Annotated in this window: 20 protein-coding genes and 1 pseudogene; 18 read left to right on the top strand and 3 right to left on the bottom strand. The window is 60.3% G+C overall.

The genetic code is table 11. The features are described from left to right. Positions 1–14: 14 nt before the first annotated feature. Complete coding sequence (locus ACTNFJ_RS00555) at positions 15–440, bottom strand: hypothetical protein (protein ID WP_433647331.1); 426 nt, start codon at positions 438–440, stop codon at positions 15–17. Positions 441–766: 326 nt separating this feature from the next. Between ACTNFJ_RS00555 and ACTNFJ_RS00550 the strand changes: the two genes are divergently transcribed. From ACTNFJ_RS00550 to ACTNFJ_RS00510, 9 genes and pseudogenes are all read left to right on the top strand, one after another. Beyond that, complete coding sequence (locus ACTNFJ_RS00550) at positions 767–1,858, top strand: ArdC-like ssDNA-binding domain-containing protein (protein WP_435906743.1); 1,092 nt, start codon at positions 767–769, stop codon at positions 1,856–1,858. Then, on the top strand, positions 1,855–2,778 hold the full coding sequence (locus tag ACTNFJ_RS00545) for a bifunctional DNA primase/polymerase (protein ID WP_433647335.1): 924 nt from the start codon (positions 1,855–1,857) through the stop codon (positions 2,776–2,778). The genes ACTNFJ_RS00550 and ACTNFJ_RS00545 overlap by 4 nt, the downstream gene beginning before the upstream one ends. Beyond that, the gene (locus tag ACTNFJ_RS00540; protein WP_433647337.1) at positions 2,775–3,398 is read left to right on the top strand and encodes a DUF2637 domain-containing protein; all 624 of its coding nucleotides are present in this window, start codon (positions 2,775–2,777) and stop codon (positions 3,396–3,398) included. The genes ACTNFJ_RS00545 and ACTNFJ_RS00540 overlap by 4 nt, the downstream gene beginning before the upstream one ends. After that, a complete protein-coding gene (locus tag ACTNFJ_RS00535; RefSeq protein ID WP_433647339.1) occupies positions 3,395–3,766 on the top strand; it encodes a hypothetical protein in 372 nt (123 codons plus the stop codon). Before ACTNFJ_RS00540 ends, ACTNFJ_RS00535 begins: the two co-directional genes overlap by 4 nt. Before the next feature lie 93 nt (positions 3,767–3,859). After that, on the top strand, positions 3,860–4,717 hold the full coding sequence (locus ACTNFJ_RS00530) for a hypothetical protein (protein ID WP_433647341.1): 858 nt from the start codon (positions 3,860–3,862) through the stop codon (positions 4,715–4,717). Then, positions 4,714–5,730 carry a ParB N-terminal domain-containing protein gene (locus ACTNFJ_RS00525; RefSeq protein ID WP_433647343.1) on the top strand — a complete coding sequence of 339 codons (1,017 nt, stop codon included), beginning with the start codon at positions 4,714–4,716 and terminating at the stop codon, positions 5,728–5,730. Before ACTNFJ_RS00530 ends, ACTNFJ_RS00525 begins: the two co-directional genes overlap by 4 nt. Before the next feature lie 30 nt (positions 5,731–5,760). Next, positions 5,761–6,444 carry a hypothetical protein gene (locus tag ACTNFJ_RS00520; protein ID WP_433647345.1) on the top strand — a complete coding sequence of 228 codons (684 nt, stop codon included), beginning with the start codon at positions 5,761–5,763 and terminating at the stop codon, positions 6,442–6,444. An 11-nt stretch (positions 6,445–6,455) separates the two neighbouring features. Beyond that, positions 6,456–7,646: pseudogene (locus ACTNFJ_RS00515) on the top strand (M23 family metallopeptidase); the annotation flags it as partial. A 20-nt stretch (positions 7,647–7,666) separates the two neighbouring features. After that, a complete protein-coding gene (locus tag ACTNFJ_RS00510) occupies positions 7,667–7,933 on the top strand; it encodes a DUF6112 family protein (protein WP_435906744.1) in 267 nt (88 codons plus the stop codon). A 47-nt stretch (positions 7,934–7,980) separates the two neighbouring features. On the opposite strand, the gene ACTNFJ_RS00505 is transcribed toward ACTNFJ_RS00510, so the two are convergent. Continuing rightward, positions 7,981–9,237 carry a hypothetical protein gene (locus tag ACTNFJ_RS00505; protein ID WP_435906745.1) on the bottom strand — a complete coding sequence of 419 codons (1,257 nt, stop codon included), beginning with the start codon at positions 9,235–9,237 and terminating at the stop codon, positions 7,981–7,983. A gap of 232 nt (positions 9,238–9,469) precedes the next feature. On the opposite strand from ACTNFJ_RS00505, the gene ACTNFJ_RS00500 reads away from it, so the two are divergent. From ACTNFJ_RS00500 to ACTNFJ_RS00490, 3 genes are read left to right on the top strand one after another with little or no spacing between them, the layout of a single operon-like run. Then, entirely contained in the window at positions 9,470–9,742 is a 273-nt protein-coding gene (locus tag ACTNFJ_RS00500; protein WP_245190222.1) for a DUF6112 family protein, read from the top strand. Between the two features lie 34 nt (positions 9,743–9,776). After that, positions 9,777–11,105 carry a TrbL/VirB6 family protein gene (locus ACTNFJ_RS00495; protein ID WP_433647351.1) on the top strand — a complete coding sequence of 443 codons (1,329 nt, stop codon included), beginning with the start codon at positions 9,777–9,779 and terminating at the stop codon, positions 11,103–11,105. A gap of 6 nt (positions 11,106–11,111) precedes the next feature. Continuing rightward, positions 11,112–12,578 (top strand): SCO6880 family protein, encoded by a 1,467-nt coding sequence (locus ACTNFJ_RS00490; protein WP_435906746.1) that lies wholly within the window; start codon positions 11,112–11,114, stop codon positions 12,576–12,578. Here ACTNFJ_RS00490 and ACTNFJ_RS00485 read toward each other — a convergent pair. Continuing rightward, positions 12,571–13,371, bottom strand: coding sequence for a CHAT domain-containing protein (locus ACTNFJ_RS00485; protein ID WP_435906747.1), 801 nt, complete (start codon positions 13,369–13,371; stop codon positions 12,571–12,573). The two genes, ACTNFJ_RS00490 and ACTNFJ_RS00485, sit on opposite strands and share 8 nt — an antisense overlap. Before the next feature lie 406 nt (positions 13,372–13,777). Between ACTNFJ_RS00485 and ACTNFJ_RS00480 the strand changes: the two genes are divergently transcribed. The 6 genes from ACTNFJ_RS00480 to ACTNFJ_RS00455 all read left to right on the top strand — a co-directional run bounded on the left by ACTNFJ_RS00480 (position 13,778) and on the right by ACTNFJ_RS00455 (position 19,592). Beyond that, positions 13,778–14,560 carry a hypothetical protein gene (locus ACTNFJ_RS00480; protein ID WP_435906748.1) on the top strand — a complete coding sequence of 261 codons (783 nt, stop codon included), beginning with the start codon at positions 13,778–13,780 and terminating at the stop codon, positions 14,558–14,560. Next, entirely contained in the window at positions 14,557–16,062 is a 1,506-nt protein-coding gene (locus ACTNFJ_RS00475; RefSeq protein WP_435906749.1) for an ATP-binding protein, read from the top strand. Before ACTNFJ_RS00480 ends, ACTNFJ_RS00475 begins: the two co-directional genes overlap by 4 nt. A 140-nt stretch (positions 16,063–16,202) precedes the next feature. Continuing rightward, positions 16,203–17,180 (top strand): thioredoxin-disulfide reductase, encoded by a 978-nt coding sequence (trxB, locus tag ACTNFJ_RS00470; RefSeq protein WP_435906750.1) that lies wholly within the window; start codon positions 16,203–16,205, stop codon positions 17,178–17,180. Further along, positions 17,177–17,500 carry a thioredoxin gene (gene trxA, locus ACTNFJ_RS00465; RefSeq protein WP_158052236.1) on the top strand — a complete coding sequence of 108 codons (324 nt, stop codon included), beginning with the start codon at positions 17,177–17,179 and terminating at the stop codon, positions 17,498–17,500. Before trxB ends, trxA begins: the two co-directional genes overlap by 4 nt. A 41-nt stretch (positions 17,501–17,541) precedes the next feature. Continuing rightward, on the top strand, positions 17,542–18,594 hold the full coding sequence (gene arsB / locus ACTNFJ_RS00460) for an ACR3 family arsenite efflux transporter (protein ID WP_435906895.1): 1,053 nt from the start codon (positions 17,542–17,544) through the stop codon (positions 18,592–18,594). After that, positions 18,591–19,592, top strand: a complete 1,002-nt coding sequence (locus tag ACTNFJ_RS00455) for a metalloregulator ArsR/SmtB family transcription factor (protein ID WP_435906751.1) — start codon at positions 18,591–18,593, stop codon at positions 19,590–19,592. Before arsB ends, ACTNFJ_RS00455 begins: the two co-directional genes overlap by 4 nt. Position 19,593: the final 1 nt, after the last annotated feature.

Genomic DNA, 19,593 nt, shown 5'->3' with positions numbered 1-19,593 from the left:
CCGGTGGCGCTCGCTTAGTGTGTCATCTCTTGATCCAAGAATTGGCTGATCGCCCGAAGCGTTTCTGGCGAAAGATCACCGAGAGTACGCGTCGCATACGATTTCACTTTTGCTGCCCGCATCGAGCGCACAAGATCAATCTGGGCCTTCACCTTCTCGGGCGTTGAGGCATCGCTATCACCGGTGATGAAGTCGACGTCAACGTCGAAGAACTCGGCGAGCCCCGCAAACACCTCAGCGTCATCGACCTTTCGGTGTCCGTTGATCATGTAGGTCCAGCGGGATCGCGACAGGTTCGTACCGCGCTCTCTCAAGAATGCGGCGATCTCCGAGAACGACGGTTCAGCACCGGTCTCGGCAGCTTTGACGTCGAGCAGCAGACGCAGACGTTTCTCAAGAAGCTCGGCCGCGGCCTTGTTCTGATCTTCGGTCTGTTGCATAGTGCCCTTCCCTTCGGGATGGGTTTGGCGATGGTCAAACGGCACCTCTTGAGGTGATTACGCATGATCAATGTACCTCTTGGGCATGCTCAAATCAAGGGTTGCGCATGCTCAAATGTGATGTTAGACAGTAGATCACATGATTTTGGGCATGCTCAACGACGGGTGTTGAGCGTGCACCCGTCTCTGCGCCGAGGAGGTGCACCATGCGCTCCACCCATGCCAAAAGCCGGTTACTCTGTCGCCGATCCGGACACCCACGCGTACCTCTCAGATGTACTGCCGCACGAGTTCGCCGCGCGGCACGTCAGAGAGGAGATCCAGTTATGGCCACGATCGAGGATCGCCAAGCCGCCAGAGACGCAAAGCTCGATGAGCTGCACGAAAAGCTCGCGGGGGCCGTCGAAGAACTCGTATCTGGTGACGATTGGAAGCGGGCCTTGACGTTCGGGGCCAACTTTCGAAGCCGTTCTTTCAACAACACACTGCTGATCTGGGTGCAGCATCAGGCGGCCCACGAGCAAGGCCTTGTGCCTGATCCGATGCCGACCTACGTCGCCGGATACAAGCAATGGCAAGATCTCGGCCGCCAAGTGCAGAAGGGGCAACCCGGGTATCAGATCCTCGCGCCCGTCACCGGCCGCTTCGCTTCTGCCACGCCAGCAAATGCAGATTCATGGAGGCGACTAAAGAAGTTCGAGAAACCTCGGCCAGGTGAGGCGGTGCGATCAAAGATGATCGGCGTTCGCCCGGCCTACGTGTGGGATGCCTCTCAGACCGCAGGCGATCCACTTCCTGAGCTACCCGCCCCGACTTTGCTTGAGGGCGAAGCACCCGCCGGGCTGTGGGAAGGGCTTGCGAAACAGGTTGAATCCGCGGGATTCGCGTTGGGCGATGCACCAGATACATCATCAATTCACGGGGCAAATGGCGTCACGAACTACACCGATAAGACCGTGCTCGTGCGCGCCGACATGGATGCAGCGGCACGGGTGAAGACCCTCGCGCATGAGTTGGGACACGTGCTTATGCACGACCCCGAGAATGCTGACGTACGACTGCACCGTGGCATCGGAGAAGTCGAAGCAGAATCGGTCGCACTAATGATCGGCGCAGCGCACGGCATGGACACCAGTGGGTACACACTCCCATACGTCACCACCTGGGCGGCACAGGTCGACGGAAAAGAACCCGTCGACGTGATCAAGTCCACCGGCGACAGAGTACGTGCCACCGCCATCAAGATTCTCGATCAGCTCGACACCCCCATGACCGGCAACGGTACCCCTCCGGGTATCGAGCGGGAATCGACACATCGCAACGTCGCGGCAGCTCAGCGTGCGAGCGCTTCACACACGCCTTCGGCTACTGCTGCCCCAAAACAGGTGGCGCTGGCAGACGTGCGGGGAATGCGATGAGTTCATCGAAAGTGTTCACCACAACGCTCGATCATGTTGATCGCGGGATGCCGCTCGAACAGGGCGCACTCGCTTTTGCCGGCTCCGGCTTCCCTGTGTTCCCCTGTGCCGCAGGCGGGAAGCGCCCCGTCGTTGCGGGCGGATTTCATTCGGCCCGCAGCGATCCCGAGCTAATTCGTCGCTGGTGGACCGCGACTCCCTCCGCAAATATCGGGATGCCGACCGGTACAACCTCTGGACTCGTTGTCGTCGATGTAGACGTGCACGGTTCTGTCAACGGCTACGACGCTCTCGATGGCGCCTGGCGCGCGGGATTGCTGAGCGGCTGGGAGGCCGCGGTCAGAACTCCATCCGGTGGGCTCCATCTCTATTTCCCCGCAGACCCGAATATGGAACAACGCTCGTGGCAATCTGCGCGGGCGGGAATCGATTTCCGTGGTGATGGCGGATACGTCATCGTCCCTCCCTCGCTTCGCGTGCTCGATGGGCAATCACGGCCATACGAGACACTCCGGTTGGCTCGTGAACCTGGTCGTGCGCTCGCTTCGCAGCAACTCCGCGACTATCTTGATCCCCCGCAGCGTAACGAGGCGCATCAAAGTGGGCGGTCAGCACAGCAGCCTGTCGATGTGCAGCGCCTCGTAGATTGGGTTGCGCGGCGCCAAGAAGGCGAACGCAACCATGGACTCTTCTGGGCCGCTTGCAAAATGGCTGAACAGCGAGTGTCGACAGTCGAAGCGCTCGAAGCACTGAGTCCCGCCGCTGAGCGGGCGGGCCTCAGCCGCCGCGAAACGACGGCGACCGTGCGGTCGGCTTACCGAGCGGTGCAGGGCGCCCCTCCGCAGCAATCGATACGAGTCAGCGCATCGACTTCACACGACCGACCGCCGCCTTCATCAACCTTTCGGGTGCTGTCATGAGTGACTTCGACGGACGACGGTGGGCAGTATCGACAGCTGTGGCAGGCACCGTCTTCATTGCTGTGGGAGCCTTCTGGCTGTCGTTCACCTCGCTCGCAGACCTTGCCGCACGGTCTGGAATTGGTGATGGCCAAGCATGGGCATGGCCACTGATTGTCGACGGAGTCATCGTCGTCTCGACCGTCGCCGTCGTCGCGCTGGCCGGGGCCCGCGCCGCCTGGTATCCCTGGGCACTACTCGCTGGTGCGGCAGCCGTGTCGGTCACGGCGAATTCAATCCATGCCGTAGTCGCTGCGGATGCCGATGTGCCGAGCTTTCTTGCCGCTGCGGTCGCCGCAGTTCCGCCCGTGGTCTTGCTGGCGATCACGCATCTCACCGTGCTCCTCATCCGGACTCCCGCGACTACTGAAACAGCCGAAAGCACTGAGACGTCAGCCATTCAGACCTCACCCCAAGACTCTGCGATGACGTTGCGCGATGCCGGTTGGTCGAACAAGGCCATCGCACGCGAACTGAATGTGCACCCTTCCACCGTGGGGCGCTGGTTCGCCAGCATCCCGCTCACCGTTGAGGACCATAAGCCCTCCCCCGCAACGACATCCGACGAGGAGCCAAAATGAACGAGATAGAGAAGGATGCTTTGACTGCCAGCACCGATCGTCATCTGGGAAACGATCATCTCTTGCCAGAAGCTGTCGAGGCCGCGAGCGTTCAGCGTCGGCGCACGCGTGCGGGAGTCGATCCATCGGTCTACCGAGGCCGAGGAGTCGAATGGGTGCGTCCGACTGACCTGATTGCACGCGGGAGTTCGCGCGTCGCCGGGGCGGGGATCAACTTCCAGACCGAACTCCGGCGCCGCACGTTTGAAGTGACTGCGGCGAGCGCTCGCGGCATCGCAGACCGGGCCCGGCACCTCCCGCCGTTATCCGCGTTCGGCCATGGCAATTCCCGACATGGTGCTGAACGAGGCGCGATCGGGACGCACTGATCGTTGGTCATGACCTCTCATGGGCACTTCACGGACACCTCAGACCCCGCTGGGGAGCGGGCGCGCACCTGCTTGCCAGGAGGTTCCCACACCATGACCAATTCAAGCCACTCTGCGTCACAACCTCGCGAGGACTACACGACCAGCGAGGGGCTCCGCGCCCTCCTGCATCGGCTGCACCGCTCGGGTTCACATACCTGGAAGCACGACCGCGTCGCCGCTGACCTCGCCGCATTTGCCGCAGAAAAGTACGCGGCGTTGGCTCGCAAGCATGGCCTCGATCCGTGGGAGGCAGCGTCGGCAGCTTTCGATGTGATGAGGACGCGATCCGCTCGTGAGGCGATTGATCCTTGGGCCGTAGTCACCCGCGGTGTTCAAGTCACCTGCATCGCTGAAGAGCGGGGACAAGGATTGCTCTGCGCGACCCATCAAGCACGTCGACCCCATATTTCTGCGTTCCATGACCCGGAGCGCTTTGCCGACCGAGAGAACCCACTGGCCGATTATCACCCGGCATTTCACGTGGTGGACCGGTACTCGGTCGCTGAGGACGATGACCCTGACGTTACCCGCGACGTTGACACTGCGCGCCGCGCAATCGACGCGTCGATCACTCTGTTTACAACGTTGGGCTGGCCCGAAAGCACTGCCCGTACGGCGATCGAGCACGTTTGCAGCGCGGTGGTACGTGCTGGGTCTCGACAGAGTGCGTACGAACTACTGCGTCGAGACAAGCACGCCCGAGCACTGCTCGATTTGCCCGCCGACTCTTGGTCGGCGCTATTGCAAGTGTTGCTCGGGCACCCTCATCCCGCGTATCGCGCGACGAGCACCGGACGAGGCATCCTTCTCCGCATACTCGTCGGTGAAGCGCTCGCAACGCTCCTCAGCGACGATGCCCTCGTCACAGCTATCGCGATGTCGGTCCCCGTCCACGGGAGCAACCAGTGAGTCGGGACGGCGGACACATCGAGTTGGACCGTGCAGTCGAATCGATCCGCGTTGGGCGGCGTCACCGCACTGGACTCGGCGACCTCGACTCGCTCGCAGCTTCGATTGAGCGTGACGGTTTGCTCCAACCGATCACGGTCACGCCCGACGGGATCTTGGTATGCGGTGCGCGACGATTGGCCGCGATCAAACAGCTCGGCTGGCAGCACGTCAAGGTTTGGGTGCGTTCAGGTATCTCGGGAGATCTCGCGCACCTGCTTGCTGAACAAGATGACAACATGCTGCACAAGCCGCTCACGCAGCTGGAGAGTGCAGCGCTCTATCGGGAGATCAAGGCGCTGATGGCTGAGGATGCCGCTCGTCGGCAGGAAGCCTCACGCTTCAGTAGCGAAAATCAGCCGGGAAGTGACGGTGCAGCAAATTTTGCGCCACCGTCAGAATCACCGGGACAATCTCGCGCCCAGGCCGCTGCGATGATCCCCTATGGTGCTTCACACACCACGCTCGAGAAGATCAACTACCTGCAGCAGATCGCTGAGGACCAAGATCAATCAGAGACAGTTCGTGTGGGAGTTGCCGCCGAGCTCGAACTCATCGGTTCAGGCGAGCCGGTACACCCGAGTTATCTGCGGGCCCGCCAGCTTGTCGCGGAGGCGGACTCCGATGCACCTGAGGAAGATGTCGCGAAGCTGGCGGAAGAAGCTCTGGCGCGTCTCAAGAGCACGCCGCGCACCAAGCGCCGCTCTTCGCCAAGTCCGCAGACGAATCGTGCGGACAACGACGAGCCGTGGCCAGTTCGCGCGTTCGTTGTTACCTGGACTGAGCTCGATGGGTGGTGGCGTCACTTTGATGTCGACGACCTCGCTCTCAAACTGAGTGCTGCTGAAGTCGAGTTGTTCTTGCGGGCAGTGGATGCGACCTCAGACTTCGCGGAGCGACTCCGAACAGCGCTCGATACCAACGTTGATACCGCTGAGCAGCCAATGGAGATAAGGAACCTCCGAGCGATCTGATGCGCGGCCGACGCTGCGCACCTTCCAGGCATGAAGCTTCTGACCGCTCCTCGTTCCCGCCGCACCGTTGTCGCCCTCATCGCCACCGCAGTCGTGGTGCTCCTCATCACCGGTGTTGGCGTCTACGGACTCATCACCGGATCACGTGGGCACGGTGAGTCAACCGGCCCGGTCTCACCAACTACTGAACACGATCCTGGACCCTCGAACGCCCCTGATAGACCGGCGCCTCGGATTCCGGCAATCCCCCGCAGCACCGATGCCGAGACCTTTGCACGCAGCGTCGCGACGGCGTTGTTTACCTGGGACACCGGCAGTGGATTCCTTCCGCTGGACTACACCGAGGTCATCCTCGACGTTGCAGACCCGAGCGGCGCCGAGCAGCCCGGCCTCGCAGCCGATCTTGCAACCTACTTACCCACGCACGATGCCTGGACGCAACTGCGTCAGTACGCAACGCAGCAACACTTGGAGATCACTTCCGCGTACATGCCGGATGCCTGGGCTGACGCCCTCGCGCAAGCTCAACGAGGCCAGCTCCCCGACGGTGCCACCGCGTTCACGATCGAGGGAATCCGCCATCGCTCCGGCGACTGGAACGGTGACCCGGTCAGTGCCGACCAACAGGTTGCCTTCACAGTTTTCATTGCCTGCCCGCCTAAAGACGCCTGCTATGTGCTGCGGCTATCACAGCTAAACAATCCGCTGCGCTAGGAACCCAGCTCATGATGAAGAAACTCGCGATCGCAGTCGTCTCTCTCATGTTCCTCGCACCGACGCTGGGGCTCGTCACCGTCGGCCTCGTGATGAATCCCGCCGCTATTGCGTGTCTCTCATCGTCAAGTCTCACGCTCGGTAACGTACCGGACTCTCTCGTGGTGACAGCTGCTAATGGGGAGACGTTCACGCTCAACAAGCAACAACTGACGCATGCCGCAACGATCATCACCGTGGGCTCAAGCATCGAAGGTGTCACACGCGAGGGCGTGCAGATCGCACTCATGGCCGCCCTCACCGAGTCAACGCTGCGGCAACTCGCGAACACTGGAACCTACCCAGAATCCGGGAGCTACCCGAACGACGGAAATGGATCCGATCACGACTCGCTCGGCTTGTTTCAAATGCGCCCGCAATCGGGCTGGGGATCTGTCGCCGACCTGATGGACCCCGAATATCAGGCTGCTGCGTTCTTCGGTGGACCCTCCGGTCCCAACTATCCATCGCCTCGCGGCCTGCTCGATATCCCCGGCTGGCAGAGCATGGGCAAGGGCGAAGCCGCACAAGCTGTCGAGGTTTCGGCGTACCCGGATCGGTACAACAACTACGAACCCGTTGCCGAGAAGATTCTCGCAACGCTCACGAGTGGCGCCTCGACTTCGTCGACGACAGCTTCGTCAACTACGACTTCGCCAACGACATCGCCGTCACCACCTGACGCAGTAACGAAATCCTCCCGTGTCGTATTTCCACTGCCGGAAGGGTCCTGGGTTCACACCGGCGACTTCGGGCCACGCATCGATCCCATAACCGGCGAGAACGCCTTCCATACCGGCACCGATCTTGCCGCGGCCGACGGGACACCCATTCTCGCTGCAGCGGATGGAGTGGTGACCGTCGCAGAGTTCTCCGGTGGTTGGGGCGGGCTGATCGTCATCGAACACCACATCGACAGCACTACCGTCGCCACCGCGTATGCGCACATGTGGCAAACCGGCATCGACGTCACCGTCGGAGACCGTGTCATCGCCGGTCAGCACATCGGTGATGTCGGTTCATCGGGGCGTTCAACCGGACCACATTTGCATTTTGAAGTCCGTCCAGGCGGCACCTATGCGGAGGCGGTCGATGCGGCGAAATGGCTCAACGATCACGACGCCGCTGATCTCCCAGAGGCGACTGCTGGTGCTGGATGTTCTGTGATGACAGGAGGCACGTCATGAATGTATTTCCAGACTTCGGCAGCATGAGCGGCATCGGTGATCTCAAGGTTGTCATCGGAGCGATGCTCACGATCATCCTTGTTGTCGCCGTCCTCATGATCATCATCAGCGCAATCATCTGGGCCATCTCGACCTCCAGCGGCAACCCCGCGGTCGCGGCTAAGGCACGCGCGGGGGTCTTCGTAGCTCTGGGCACCGCAATCCTCGCAGGTGGCGGCGTGACCTGGCTGAACTGGCTGATTAGCGTCGGTGAGAGCTTATAACCCAAGACTCTTGTTAGCTAGGCAGCGAAACATGTCTCTCGTGATCACTATTTTGAGGTCCTCGCGATGGCCTCGACTGCAGCTTGCACCAACTTGACTAGCTCCGCGTTTGGGGCCGAATCGGATGATTGGTCAGCTTTCTGTTCTGGAACCCATGCCCGGCCAAAGGCCTGCCGCACGAAAGTAAGTTTCGCTTCATCAGAACCTTGGACTCCCTGAAGGAACGGAGTTAGCGCGCGGAGTTCAAGCTCCTGCCGCTTGAACGCAGTCGCACGTGAGAGAGACTGACCGCCGAATCTGAACGCCACAGCAGCAACACCCCCGATACCCGTAGTCAACCCAAGCTTGAGTGCTACTTGGGGCCATTCGAGCCCGGCTTGCGCGTCACCGAAGGCAAAAAGAAGAATCCAAATGCCCATCGCACCCGCAAGTATGCCCACCCCGTAACCGATGTACCCAGCGACTCGATCCCAACGAGCAGATTTCTTGTATTCGTCCCCAAGGATATCTCCGGAAGCGAGGTTAGACATGTTGACGACGCTCGTCCTCAGTTCTTCAACTTCCTTCAAAGCTTCATCAGCTCTGTTCGCAGCAGCCATTATGCCCTCATACTGCGGGCGCGCTTCCTCATCGAATCTTTCTTCTTGTTGTTCAAGCCACTTTCCGAAGCGCTCTTGGCGCTCACTTTGAGCTTTAATGAAGGCCTCGTTTGACTCGGTGAGTGCCGTTGAGATCCGGGTTTCGTCCTCACCAATTCGAGAAGTTAAAGCAGATATTTGAGAACGTAGATTCTCTACAACAATGGTCTGCTCTTCCAATTCGACCTTGTGCCGCTCGATCATCTGATTGCGATCACTTTTCAGCGCCTGGATTTGAGCTGATAATAGCTCCCGAGACTCATCAAGTTGACTCAGGTACGCCGATGCCGCTCGGGTAGCAGCTGCCTTCTTTGCTCCGGCCTCATCCGCCCGTGGGAACCGCGAGAGAGAACTCCGAACCGCGTCGAGATACGGTCCAGTTGCGTTGTCAAGATGCGATTTATGACCTGCAGGGTTCTGGAGATAGTTGTTCAAACTTGTGCCGACTTGAGACCAAGCGGCGTTCAGCTCATCGAGGAGGGGCACACCAATAAGGAACAGTTGATCTGCTTCTGAAAGCGCAACAGCGTAGGCACGAACTTGTCGAACTTCATCGAGTTCTGATGAAATAACGGCGTCTCCGAGCTCATCAATCTGGGTAAGTGCGGATTCGACATCTTTCAGCGCTCCCCATATCTGATGAGATGCGAACAAGTCTTTTTCCAAATGAAGCTCCAAGCTGCTGAACAAGAACCGACTTCGGCTAAGTAACATCACACTACTGCTTGCCACTAACTAATCCGATTGACCAAGTTGGTGGGCCCCGCAGCCTCTGGAACACCCGGCACCGATAGTGCACCTGGCTCTCGACCATGTTTCGCCTGCCGCCGTCGGCGGTGTTCACGCAAAAGGAGCCATCGTGTTTGAACTCATCACGACCATCGCCGCAGTCCTGCCGATGGACATCGACATCACACCGAATGACTCCGGCCTGCCGGGGATCGCGCAGTTGCGGACCATCGTCGGAGCCGTCATGACCGTCGGGCTCATCCTTTCCGTGCTCGCGCTGATCATCTCCGCGATCGTGTGGGGATTTGGATCGAACTCGTCGAACCCGCACCTCGCGGGTCGCGGCAAGCTCGGTGTACTCATCTCGTGTGGTGCAGCTGTCATTTGCGGCGCATCCGTGACCCTGATCAATTTCTTCTGGAACGTCGGACAACAGGTCTGAGGCTCACCCATCCACTACTTCAGGGAGGCCTTCGATGAGTGTCTGCGATATCCCCGTCATATCCAACGTCTGCGATGCCGTCGGTGAAGGCGCCGCGACTCTGGTGTCGGCGCCCTTCGACTGGCTCGCCTCCACGATGGGTCAAGCCGCGGGCTGGCTCATCGAAGCCATGTGGACTGTCTTCGACAGCACGACTCTCGTGGACGTCCAATCAGAGGGTTACCTCGATGTCTACAACCTGCTCTTTGGCATCGGTGTCTTCATCGTCTTGCTGTTCTTCTGCTTCCAACTCGTCCTCAGCCTCATCAGACGCGAGCCCGCCGCGCTCTCACGCGCAGCACTCGGCGCAGCCAAAGCCGTTCTCGGCTCCTTCGTCGTCATCACATTGACGGCAACTGCCCTGGAGATTGTGGATCAGTTATGCATCGGTGTCGTCCAGGCGGCAGGAGAAACCACCGAAACTATGGGCGACAAGATCGCGCTCCTCACCGCCGGGCTCACCACAATCAACATCGCGGCTCCAGGCGTCGGCGCGATCGTTACGATCTTCCTCGCCGGGCTGATGATCTGTGCGGTCGCGATTGTCTGGTTCTCGCTCCTGATCCGTAAAGCGTTGTTGCTCGTTGCGATCGTGCTCGCACCCATCGCATTCGCTGGAGCGGCCTGGGATGTCACCCGCGGATGGATCGGTAAATGGGCCGCGTTCGTTGTCGCGCTCATCATCTCCAAACTCGTCCTCGTCGTCGTGTTCCTCATCGCGATCACGCAGGTCTCAACGCCGATTGAGGCCGATCTGTCTTCCGTGACTGAACCGATCTCAGGCATCGTGCTGCTGTTCATTGCAGCCTTCGCGCCATACATGGTCTACCGGTTCATCTCGTTCCTCGGCTTCGATCTTTACCACGCGATGGGAAGCGAGCAAGAAGCAAAGAGCGCCGTGAACCGGCCCGTGCCCGTGCCGTCGAAACCGCAGAGCGACGGAGTTAAGAAGGTGCTCGATGGTGGCTCCGGCGGCGGTGCGACGCCGAACGCCACTCCCGCAGCAACTGGTGCGCCCAGTACCTCTGCTTCAGCTGCCGGTGCGGGAGCAGGATCTGGCGCGGGGGCCAGCGGTGCTGCCGCGGCGGCTGGCCCCGCGGCAGCGGTCGTCATCGGCGCGGAGGTCGTCAAAGGTGCCGCTACTGCCGGACCTCAGCTTGGAGGTGCTGTTGGCGGGACAGCCGAATCAGCGGCCGCTGGTGCGGATGGCTTGGGCGCGGCTTCCGCCGCACCTCATTCAACGCCTCAGCCTCCCGCGCCTCGAACCGATCCTGCACCGCCCAGCACCCAGCCTCCACAGCCGCGCACGGCAGGAAAGGAATAGCCCACCATGTCGAAGGACTACGACGATCAACGAGCCGGTGATCTCGTCCCGGTGAAGTTCTCCCGGCTGACGCGACGCGGCGTCCTGCTTGGCCTGTCACTCTCGCAGCTGATCGCACTCGGACTTGGCGTCGGCTCACTGGTGTGGGCGTTCTACGCCGGAGGCGGGCTGCTCATCGCGTTCTCGGCACCCGTGTGGCTCTCCGCCGCGGCGGCAGTGTGGATCCGGATCTCTGGACGGGCAATCGTCGAATGGATCCCCGTCATTTTCTGGTGGCTCTGGAAGAGCACCGGTGGCCAGTTGCTCTATCGGCGACGCGTTGTGAGGCCACGGCCTGCGGGTTCACTCGCGCTACCCGGCGACATGGCGCGGCTGCGTGAGTATGAGGATCCGATCACGGGCGCCGGGATGGTTCATGACCCGACCGCGAGCACTCTCACAGCCATCGTTGCCGTCTCTCACCCAGCATTCGTGCTCCTCGATCCCGGCGAGCAGGATCGGCGCGTCAGCTCTTGGGGTCGTGTGCTCGCAACCGTGTGTAGGTCTGGTCGGCTCTCGATGCTGCAAGTGCTTGAGCGCACGCTGCCAGATTCTGGCACCGGGCTCGCTGGATGGTGGGCGTCACATGGAAACGCCAATGGTTCATGGGCGTCAACGACGTACGCCGAACTGATTGAGCGCGCCGGGCCCGCGGGTGAGCGCCACGCTACGACGCTCTCACTTTCGCTCGATATGCACGCAGCGGCTCGGCAGATCCGCACCGCCGGTGGCGGAATCCGCGGCGCTGCGGCTGTCCTTCGCCAAGAGATGTCCACGTTGATCGCTGCGCTGCGATCAGCCGACCTCGCCCCGTCGGATTGGTTGTCGTGCGGCGAGATCGCTGTGATTCTGCGTTCGGCGTACGACCCAGCGATCGCTGCGACACTCGAACGGCACGGTGCACTCGGCCAGTCACTTGCCACCGCGGGGCCCGTCGCCGTGAACGAGTCGTGGTCGAGGCTGCGCACAGACTCGGCCTTCCACGCAGTCCTGTGGATCTCGGAGTGGCCCCGATCGATGGTCTACCCAGGCTTCTTGGCACCGGTGCTCTTGTCATCAGGGATCCAGCGATCCTTCTCACTGCTGTGCACTCCGATGCGGTCTGATCAGGCGGCGCGTGACATTCGAAAGAAGAAGACGGAGTACATCTCAGACGCGGCCCAGCGCCAGCGCATCGGCCAGATCGAGGATGCCTCGCAGACCGCTGAGTTTCAGGATGTGCTCCAGCAGGAAGCCGACCTCACCGCGGGGCACGGCATCTTGCGCTATACCGGGCTCATCTCAGTCTCAGCGCGCACTACCGACGAACTCGACGCCGCCGTCGCCGCGATCGAGCAGGCCGCGATCCAGGCGTCGTGTGAGACCCGTCTCCTCGTCGGTCAGCAAGCTCAGGCATTCACCGCCGCTGCGCTGCCGCTATGCCGCGTCATCTGACGCCGCTACCATCAAGCGGGCTGACGAGGATTGTTATCGTTGGGTCGACATCAGCGGCGTGCGCCAAAGTGGGTAACTCTGCACCTCCAAGTCCAGCGAGTTCAAGAGCAGCTTGTCCAGACAAATGCGCCGAGTTGATGGATTGACCATTCGCGACGGCTGCATAAAACTGGGCCGCATAGTTGATCGCGTCTCCGTCATCGATGCTGTCGGCCATCCCGATTGCGAACGGCACGACATCCGCTACAAGACTGTCTGTCTGCGCAGCTGCCTTGCACGAATTCAACACCACAAGCAACGGCGGTTGATCAGTCGCCTTAATCGCGCGCGCAAACGCATGAGCAGTCACAATCACACCATTGTGAGGTTCATCACGTTCATCTTCAAAAACAATAAGGTCGGTATTGCTGTGACCCGAGAAGTGGACGACATGTGGCCTAAACCTTGTTATACCGTCGAGCAAATCAGCCGTGGTTGCCGCTGGCCGCACATCCAACTCGATCTGGTCGCGGTGCAACGCTGAATCGACGGCTGCACGAATACGCTTCTGCTCACGACCAACCCGTAGGTCGCCGTCGGACGAGGCACCAAGGATGAGGACTCGGAGCTTCTCTGCCTTGGGCGAAGGCAATTGGCGGAGCGCATGAGAGACATTGCGCTCAGTTACGGCCAACCGGGACTCGAATACTGACCTCTCAGCAACGATCTTGCGGTCTGCGAGCTGCTGCTCCCGCTTCCGACGACGCTCCGCAGCATCCGCTTCCGAGCGTTCAGCACGTTCGAGCTTTGACATCAAGGCGGATTCTTCCTTGGAGTAACCAGCTGCCTTCCCCTGCCACCGAGTCGCCTCTTTTCCGGCTGTCTCCGCTTCTTTGTCCTTCCGCTCAACTTCACGAAGCTTGCTCCGAACTGTGCTCTCGCTCTTGGACTTTGAAGCGGCCAAACGGGCCTTCGAAGATTCAGCACGCTTGGACGATTCCTTAGAGCGAAACTCGCCCGCCTTCTTATCAGCGTCGACACGCTGTTTCCGTTTTCGTTCTAACTGACTTCGATACTGGCTCGCGCTCATAGATCACTCCGGCTCTGTTCCATGTTGGGCAACTGAGACAACGTTATCCGCCACCTCCGACGTTCTCGGAGAGCCGACTGCGCACCTGCCTACTAACAGAGCCCACATTCGATGCCGAGGAGATATGATAATGCCCACGTTCTACGATCCCGGCGCTGATGCAGGTGAAGCATCCGAGGCGCTGCGCGGGCTCGCGCACGCGACAAGGACATTCGATAATCCGCAGGATCTGTATGGAGTGCTCGGGGACCTACTGTCAGGCGTGCAATCCCTCAAACAGGTTCTCGATCAGCTCGCTGCAGCCCATGTCGAGAATCGACCTCGCGCGTTTGACGACCACGGTGACCATGCGATCGGTTCCAAGGATGCTCTCGCAGCAGCCGACGAGCTTCACCAAGCTGCGACCCTGATCGATCAGACCGAAGAGCGACTCGATGCCGCAGCAAGTGCTGCGAGTCGGGTTGCTTGGCACCCAGTTCCAGGGGCAGATGCACCGCAGGTTGCTCGGTGGGTAAGTGTCGTCTTCCTGCAGGGCCAAGAGGCAGAGGAGGTTCTCGACATGATCGACAGCGACGGCGCTCTTGCTGGGCTCGACCATTTGAAATCCTGGGACTTCGGTGAGGAGACCACTAGCGCGGCAATGGAGAACGGATACGTCTACGAGGCCCCGCCAAGCGGGCCTCATGAGCGTGAGGCACGAGAGGGTGATTATCATCTCGCCTACAGTCACAGCTTCGACCACGTCGCTCTGTATCGGCTCCATAGGGTTGAGCCAGCTGATCAACTCCCCGATGACAACAGAACCCTTGGCGTTCCGTCGGCATCGGGCCGAACTCGCGAGCAACAGCGAACACCATGGTTCGAGCCCGCCAGCATCACGGCGATCAAGCAGCAGCGGGGACTGGGACTATGAGCCACGATGATTCCGAGCACCTGCACACCTCGGTCCTCGTCGCTCCAGCATCCGAGACGCGGCGCGTGCGTAAGCAGCGCAGTCAGGCTGCCGCGAGGTTGCAGGCTGAGCAGCGGAGGGCTGAGCGTCAGGTGGCCCGTGAAAAATACGCCACTGAATTGGCGGAACGCCGGGCGACCACGTACCTCCCGGCCGATGGAGAGCCTGGCACTGCCCAGCTGCGTTCTCCCGGAAAGCTTCGCTTGCCACGGCATCAAGACACCTCGGCAACCCTTGCTGGCGCGTACCCATTCCTAGCCGAAGGCGGCCTCGGACCTGATGGGGTTTTCGTTGGTCAGGATCTGTACTCCGGCGGGTCTTTCGTCTACGACCCGTGGGTGCTCTATGCGCGCGGCCTGATCACTGCCCCGAACCTCGTACTCGCAGGCATCGTCGGCTCCGGAAAATCTTGCTTGGCAAAAAGCCTCTACACCCGGTCACTCCCGTTCGGCCGTCGGGTCTACGTTCCGGGCGATCCAAAGGGTGAGCACACTGCAGTGGCCGAAGCCGTCGGCGGCAAAGCAATCGTGCTCGGCCATGGACTCTCGACTCGGCTGAATCCTCTCGACGAGGGCTATCGGCCCACAGGAATGAGTGAGGAGAGTTGGTCAGCTACCGTCTCAGCACGACGGCGGGACCTTATCGGCGCACTCGCCGAGACCGTTCTGACGCGACCGCTCACTCCGCTGGAACACACGTCGATCGACACAGCGCTGACTGAGGTCGTGCGCAGCAACGACGTGCCGATCCTTCCGATGGTCGTCGATCACATCCTTGCCCCGACCTCGGAAGCGGATCCCGATGGGCGTCTCGCTGAGGATGGACGGCTCGTTGGGCATGCGCTGCGGCGGTTGGTCTCGGGTGACCTCGCCGGACTCTTCGACGGCCCGTCGACAGTGACGTTCGATCCAACACTGCCGATGATCTCGCTTGATCTGTCACGGGTGACAGAGAACTCAACGTTGATGTCGGTGCTCATGACGTGCTCATCGGCCTGGATGGAATCTGCACTTCTCGACCCCAACGGCGGTCAGCGCTGGTGCATCTACGACGAGGCGTGGCGTCTCATGTCACATCCGGCATTGCTGCGACGCATGGATGCTCACTGGCGTCTGGCGCGGCACTACGGAATTGCGAACATGCTCATTTTCCATAAGCTGACTGACCTGGAGAACGTCGGCGACCAAGGCTCAGCGATGCGCGCCCTCGCCAACAGCCTGCTCGCGAACGCCGAAACGCGGATCATCTATCGTCAGGAGTCCGATCAGCTCGGAGCAACCGCGAAGGCGCTTGGCCTTACGCGGACAGAACAGAAGTTGCTGCCCGGTCTCGGTGTCGGCCAAGGGCTCTGGCGGATCAAGGATCGCTCATTCGTCTGCCAGCACCAACTGCACCCCGGGGAGCTGGAACTCTTCGACACGACCGGGCGTATGACCAGCACAGGCACTTCGGAGAACTTTTGATCCCAAACACTCGAACGGTCCTACTATTTCGGTCGTATCACCAAGTTTAAGAAGCAGCCGCGCATGAACATCATCTAGCGAGTTGGTGAAATCCATCACGCCAAGTTGCAGCATGTATCGAAGTTTGCCAATATAGACACATGTCGATTCAAAATGTAGAGCTAGTTATTGTCGGCTCCGGACCTGCTGGATACACGGCCGCGGTTTACGCAGCACGTGCGGGCCTTGCTCCGGTAGTCCTCGCGGGTTCCGTAACTGCAGGCGGCGCGCTGATGACAACAACCGAGGTCGAAAACTTTCCCGGCTTTATTGATGGGATTCAAGGCCCAGATCTGATGGATGCGATGCGTGCCCAGGCCGAGCGATTCGGTGCGCGAATCATCAACGACGATGCTGTAAACATCGACCTTCAAGGCGCCGTCAAAACCATCAAGACCGGTAACGGTGAGGCCTATGCCGCTCGTGCTGTAGTGCTGGCGATGGGGTCCGAGTACCGCAAGCTCGGCCTGCCCGAGGAAGATCGTCTTTCCGGCCATGGTGTCTCGTGGTGTGCCACGTGTGATGGGTTCTTCTTCCGCGAGAAGCAGATCGCCGTAGTTGGAGGCGGTGATTCCGCGATGGAAGAGGCGCTATTTTTGACGCGATTCGCGTCAAAGGTCACCATCGTCCACCGTCGTGATGAGTTCCGTGCCTCAAAGATCATGGTCGATCGAGTGCTCGCTGACCCCAAGATTGAAGTTGCCTGGAACTCCGAAGTGGCTGAAATCCTTGGCGAGGAGCAGGCCGATGGACTCCGGCTCAAGAACACGGTTGACGGCTCGGAACGAGTGTTAGACGTGACGGGGGTATTCATTGCCATCGGTCATGACCCACGATCCGCACTTGTCGCAGAGCAGGTGGCAACCGACAGCGACGGCTACGTGAAAGTTGAGCATCCATCCACCCGAACGAGCCTCCCAGGCGTGTTCGCGGCGGGCGACTTGGTCGATCACACTTACCGGCAGGCGATCACTGCGGCAGGTACGGGATGTGCCGCAGCGCAGGATGCACAGCAATTTTTATCAAGTCTCATCCCATCTGAACAACGCTCGGATCTCGTTCTGGAGAGTGCCATATGAGTATCGTCAACGTCACCGATGACACCTTTGAACACGAAGTGCTCCAGTCAGGCCTCCCTGTTGTCGTCGACATCTGGGCGACCTGGTGCGGCCCGTGCAAGGCGATCGCACCAGTGCTTGAAGACTTAGCAGCCGAGTTTTCGGGCCGAGTGAAGATTGTCAAAGTTGATGCGGATGCGAATCCTGCCACCGTATCTGCGGCGGGTGTCACTTCGATTCCAACCCTCGGTTTTTACCAGGCTGGAGAGCGAGTCGATGTGCTAATCGGGGCACACCCAAGACCAGTTATCGCGGCAAAGATTAAGGAACTGCTCTCGTGACGAATACCTTGGCAACTCCGTCGCGGGTGACACCCAAGCGCATGTCGGCTCTCGACAAGTGGCTAGCAGTCTGGATCGGGCTAGCCATGATCGTAGGCCTCCTGCTCGGCCGTTTCATCCCCGGCTTCTCCGAACTCCTGACACGACTTGAGGTTGGTGGCATCTCCGTGCCCATCGCACTCGGGCTACTCGTCATGATGTACCCCGTGCTCGCGAAGGTCCGCTACGACAAAGTCGCAGCAGTCACCGGGGACAAAAGGCTGCTCATTTCATCGCTCGTGCTTAACTGGCTCATCGGCCCTGCGCTTATGTTCACCCTTGCATGGATCTTCCTCGCGGATCTCCCCGAGTATCGCACCGGTGTCATCATCGTTGGGCTTGCTCGCTGTATCGCGATGGTCGTGATTTGGAACGACCTGGCATGCGGTGACGGCGACGCAACCGCGGTACTGATCGCGGTGAACTCAGTGTTCCAGGTCGTCATGTTCTCCGTGCTCGGCTGGTTCTACCTCACGGTACTCCCCGGCTGGCTCGGCCTCGACACTCAGGGCCTAGACGTTTCGGTGTGGCAGATCGCGCTCAATGTGCTGGTGTTCCTGGGTGTTCCACTGCTTGCAGGGTTTATGTCGCGGTGGGTCGGCGAGAAGCGTCGCGGTCGCGAATGGTACGAAGCGAAGTTCCTCCCGAGGATCGGCCCGTGGGCGCTCTACGGCCTGCTCTTCACCATCGTGCTGCTCTTCGCGTTCCAGGGCGAAGCAATCACAAATAACCCGCTTGATGTTGCTCGTATCGCGGTGCCACTGCTCGCGTACTTCGCCATTATGTGGTTTGTCGGCATGATCGCTGGTAAAGCGATCGGTCTCGGCTATGCCCGATCCACGTCCCTTGCGTTCACCGCAGCAGGCAATAACTTTGAGCTCGCGATCGCAGTCGCAATCGGCACGTTCGGCGCCGCCTCTGGCCAGGCGCTCGCGGGTGTGGTCGGTCCCCTCATTGAAGTGCCGGTGCTCGTCGGCCTGGTGTACGTCTCCCTGTGGCTGGCGAGAGTTTGGTTTAAGACGGACCCATACGCGACTGAAATGAGCAAATCATGACCCCGGACATCGCGCTCCGCAACCCAGAAATATGCACACCAGCAGTGGAGCACGCGATGGGAACTGCAGCCGCTTCCTCTGTCGCAACCACACTCAAGGCGCTCGCTGAGCCACTCCGCCTGCGAATGCTCTCTGCCATCGCGACAGACCCCCGCGGTGAAGCGTGCGTGTGCGATCTTGCTGAGCTTACTGAAGTGTCGCAGCCCACGGTGTCTCACCATCTGAAAGTCATGAAGGACGCTGGATTGCTCGCCTCAGAGCGTCGTGGCACCTGGGTCTGGTATCGAGTCGTCGCATCTCGCAAAAATGCTGTCACCGCGCTACTAGATTCTTTTGCACCGGCGACCCTCCTTGAAGATGTTGAGAGCGAACAGGATCGCGCTGTCGCGCTGCGCACTATGGATGCTCGCGTTACGCGGCTCGCGGATGAACTGGCCGACGAACTTTCCGAGTTGAATCGCGACCTGGTAACCGCGATCGTCCGGGAATCGTATGCGGGTCTTGTCAGGTCTGCGAAACTTACCCAACACATGATCCCCCTCACTGAACGCTTCGCGAGACAACGTCTTGCTGACCTGATGCGTGACCGTGAGATTTCTGTACCGCAGGTGCTGTTCGTATGTGTTGCGAATGCCGGGCGTTCGCAACTCGCGGCAGCCCTCATGAATCAGCTGTCGGGTGGCACCGTCATCGCTCGCTCGGCCGGATCGAACCCAGCTGTCGATGTGCACCCGAGTGTACGTTCGCTCCTCACAGAAATTGAGGGTGACAAGGATGCGGCAACAGCGTTTCCAAAGCCACTCACCGATGACGCGGTGCGTGCCGCAGATGTCGTCATCACCATGGGCTGCGGCGATGTCTGCCCCATCATTCCCGGTGTGCGCTACGAAGATTGGGCAGTGGGAGACCCCGCCCTCGCCTCTGATGACGGTGCCAGAGCGATCCGCGACGACATCGCCACCCGCGTACACACATTGCTTGACACGCTCACCACATAAG

It is taken from the genome of Leucobacter shiyiweii, assembly GCF_052446065.1.
Taxonomy (GTDB): Bacteria; Actinomycetota; Actinomycetes; order Actinomycetales; family Microbacteriaceae; genus Leucobacter.
The sequence above is the reverse complement of the archived record's forward strand: the minus strand, read 5'-3'. Positions and strand labels throughout refer to the sequence as shown.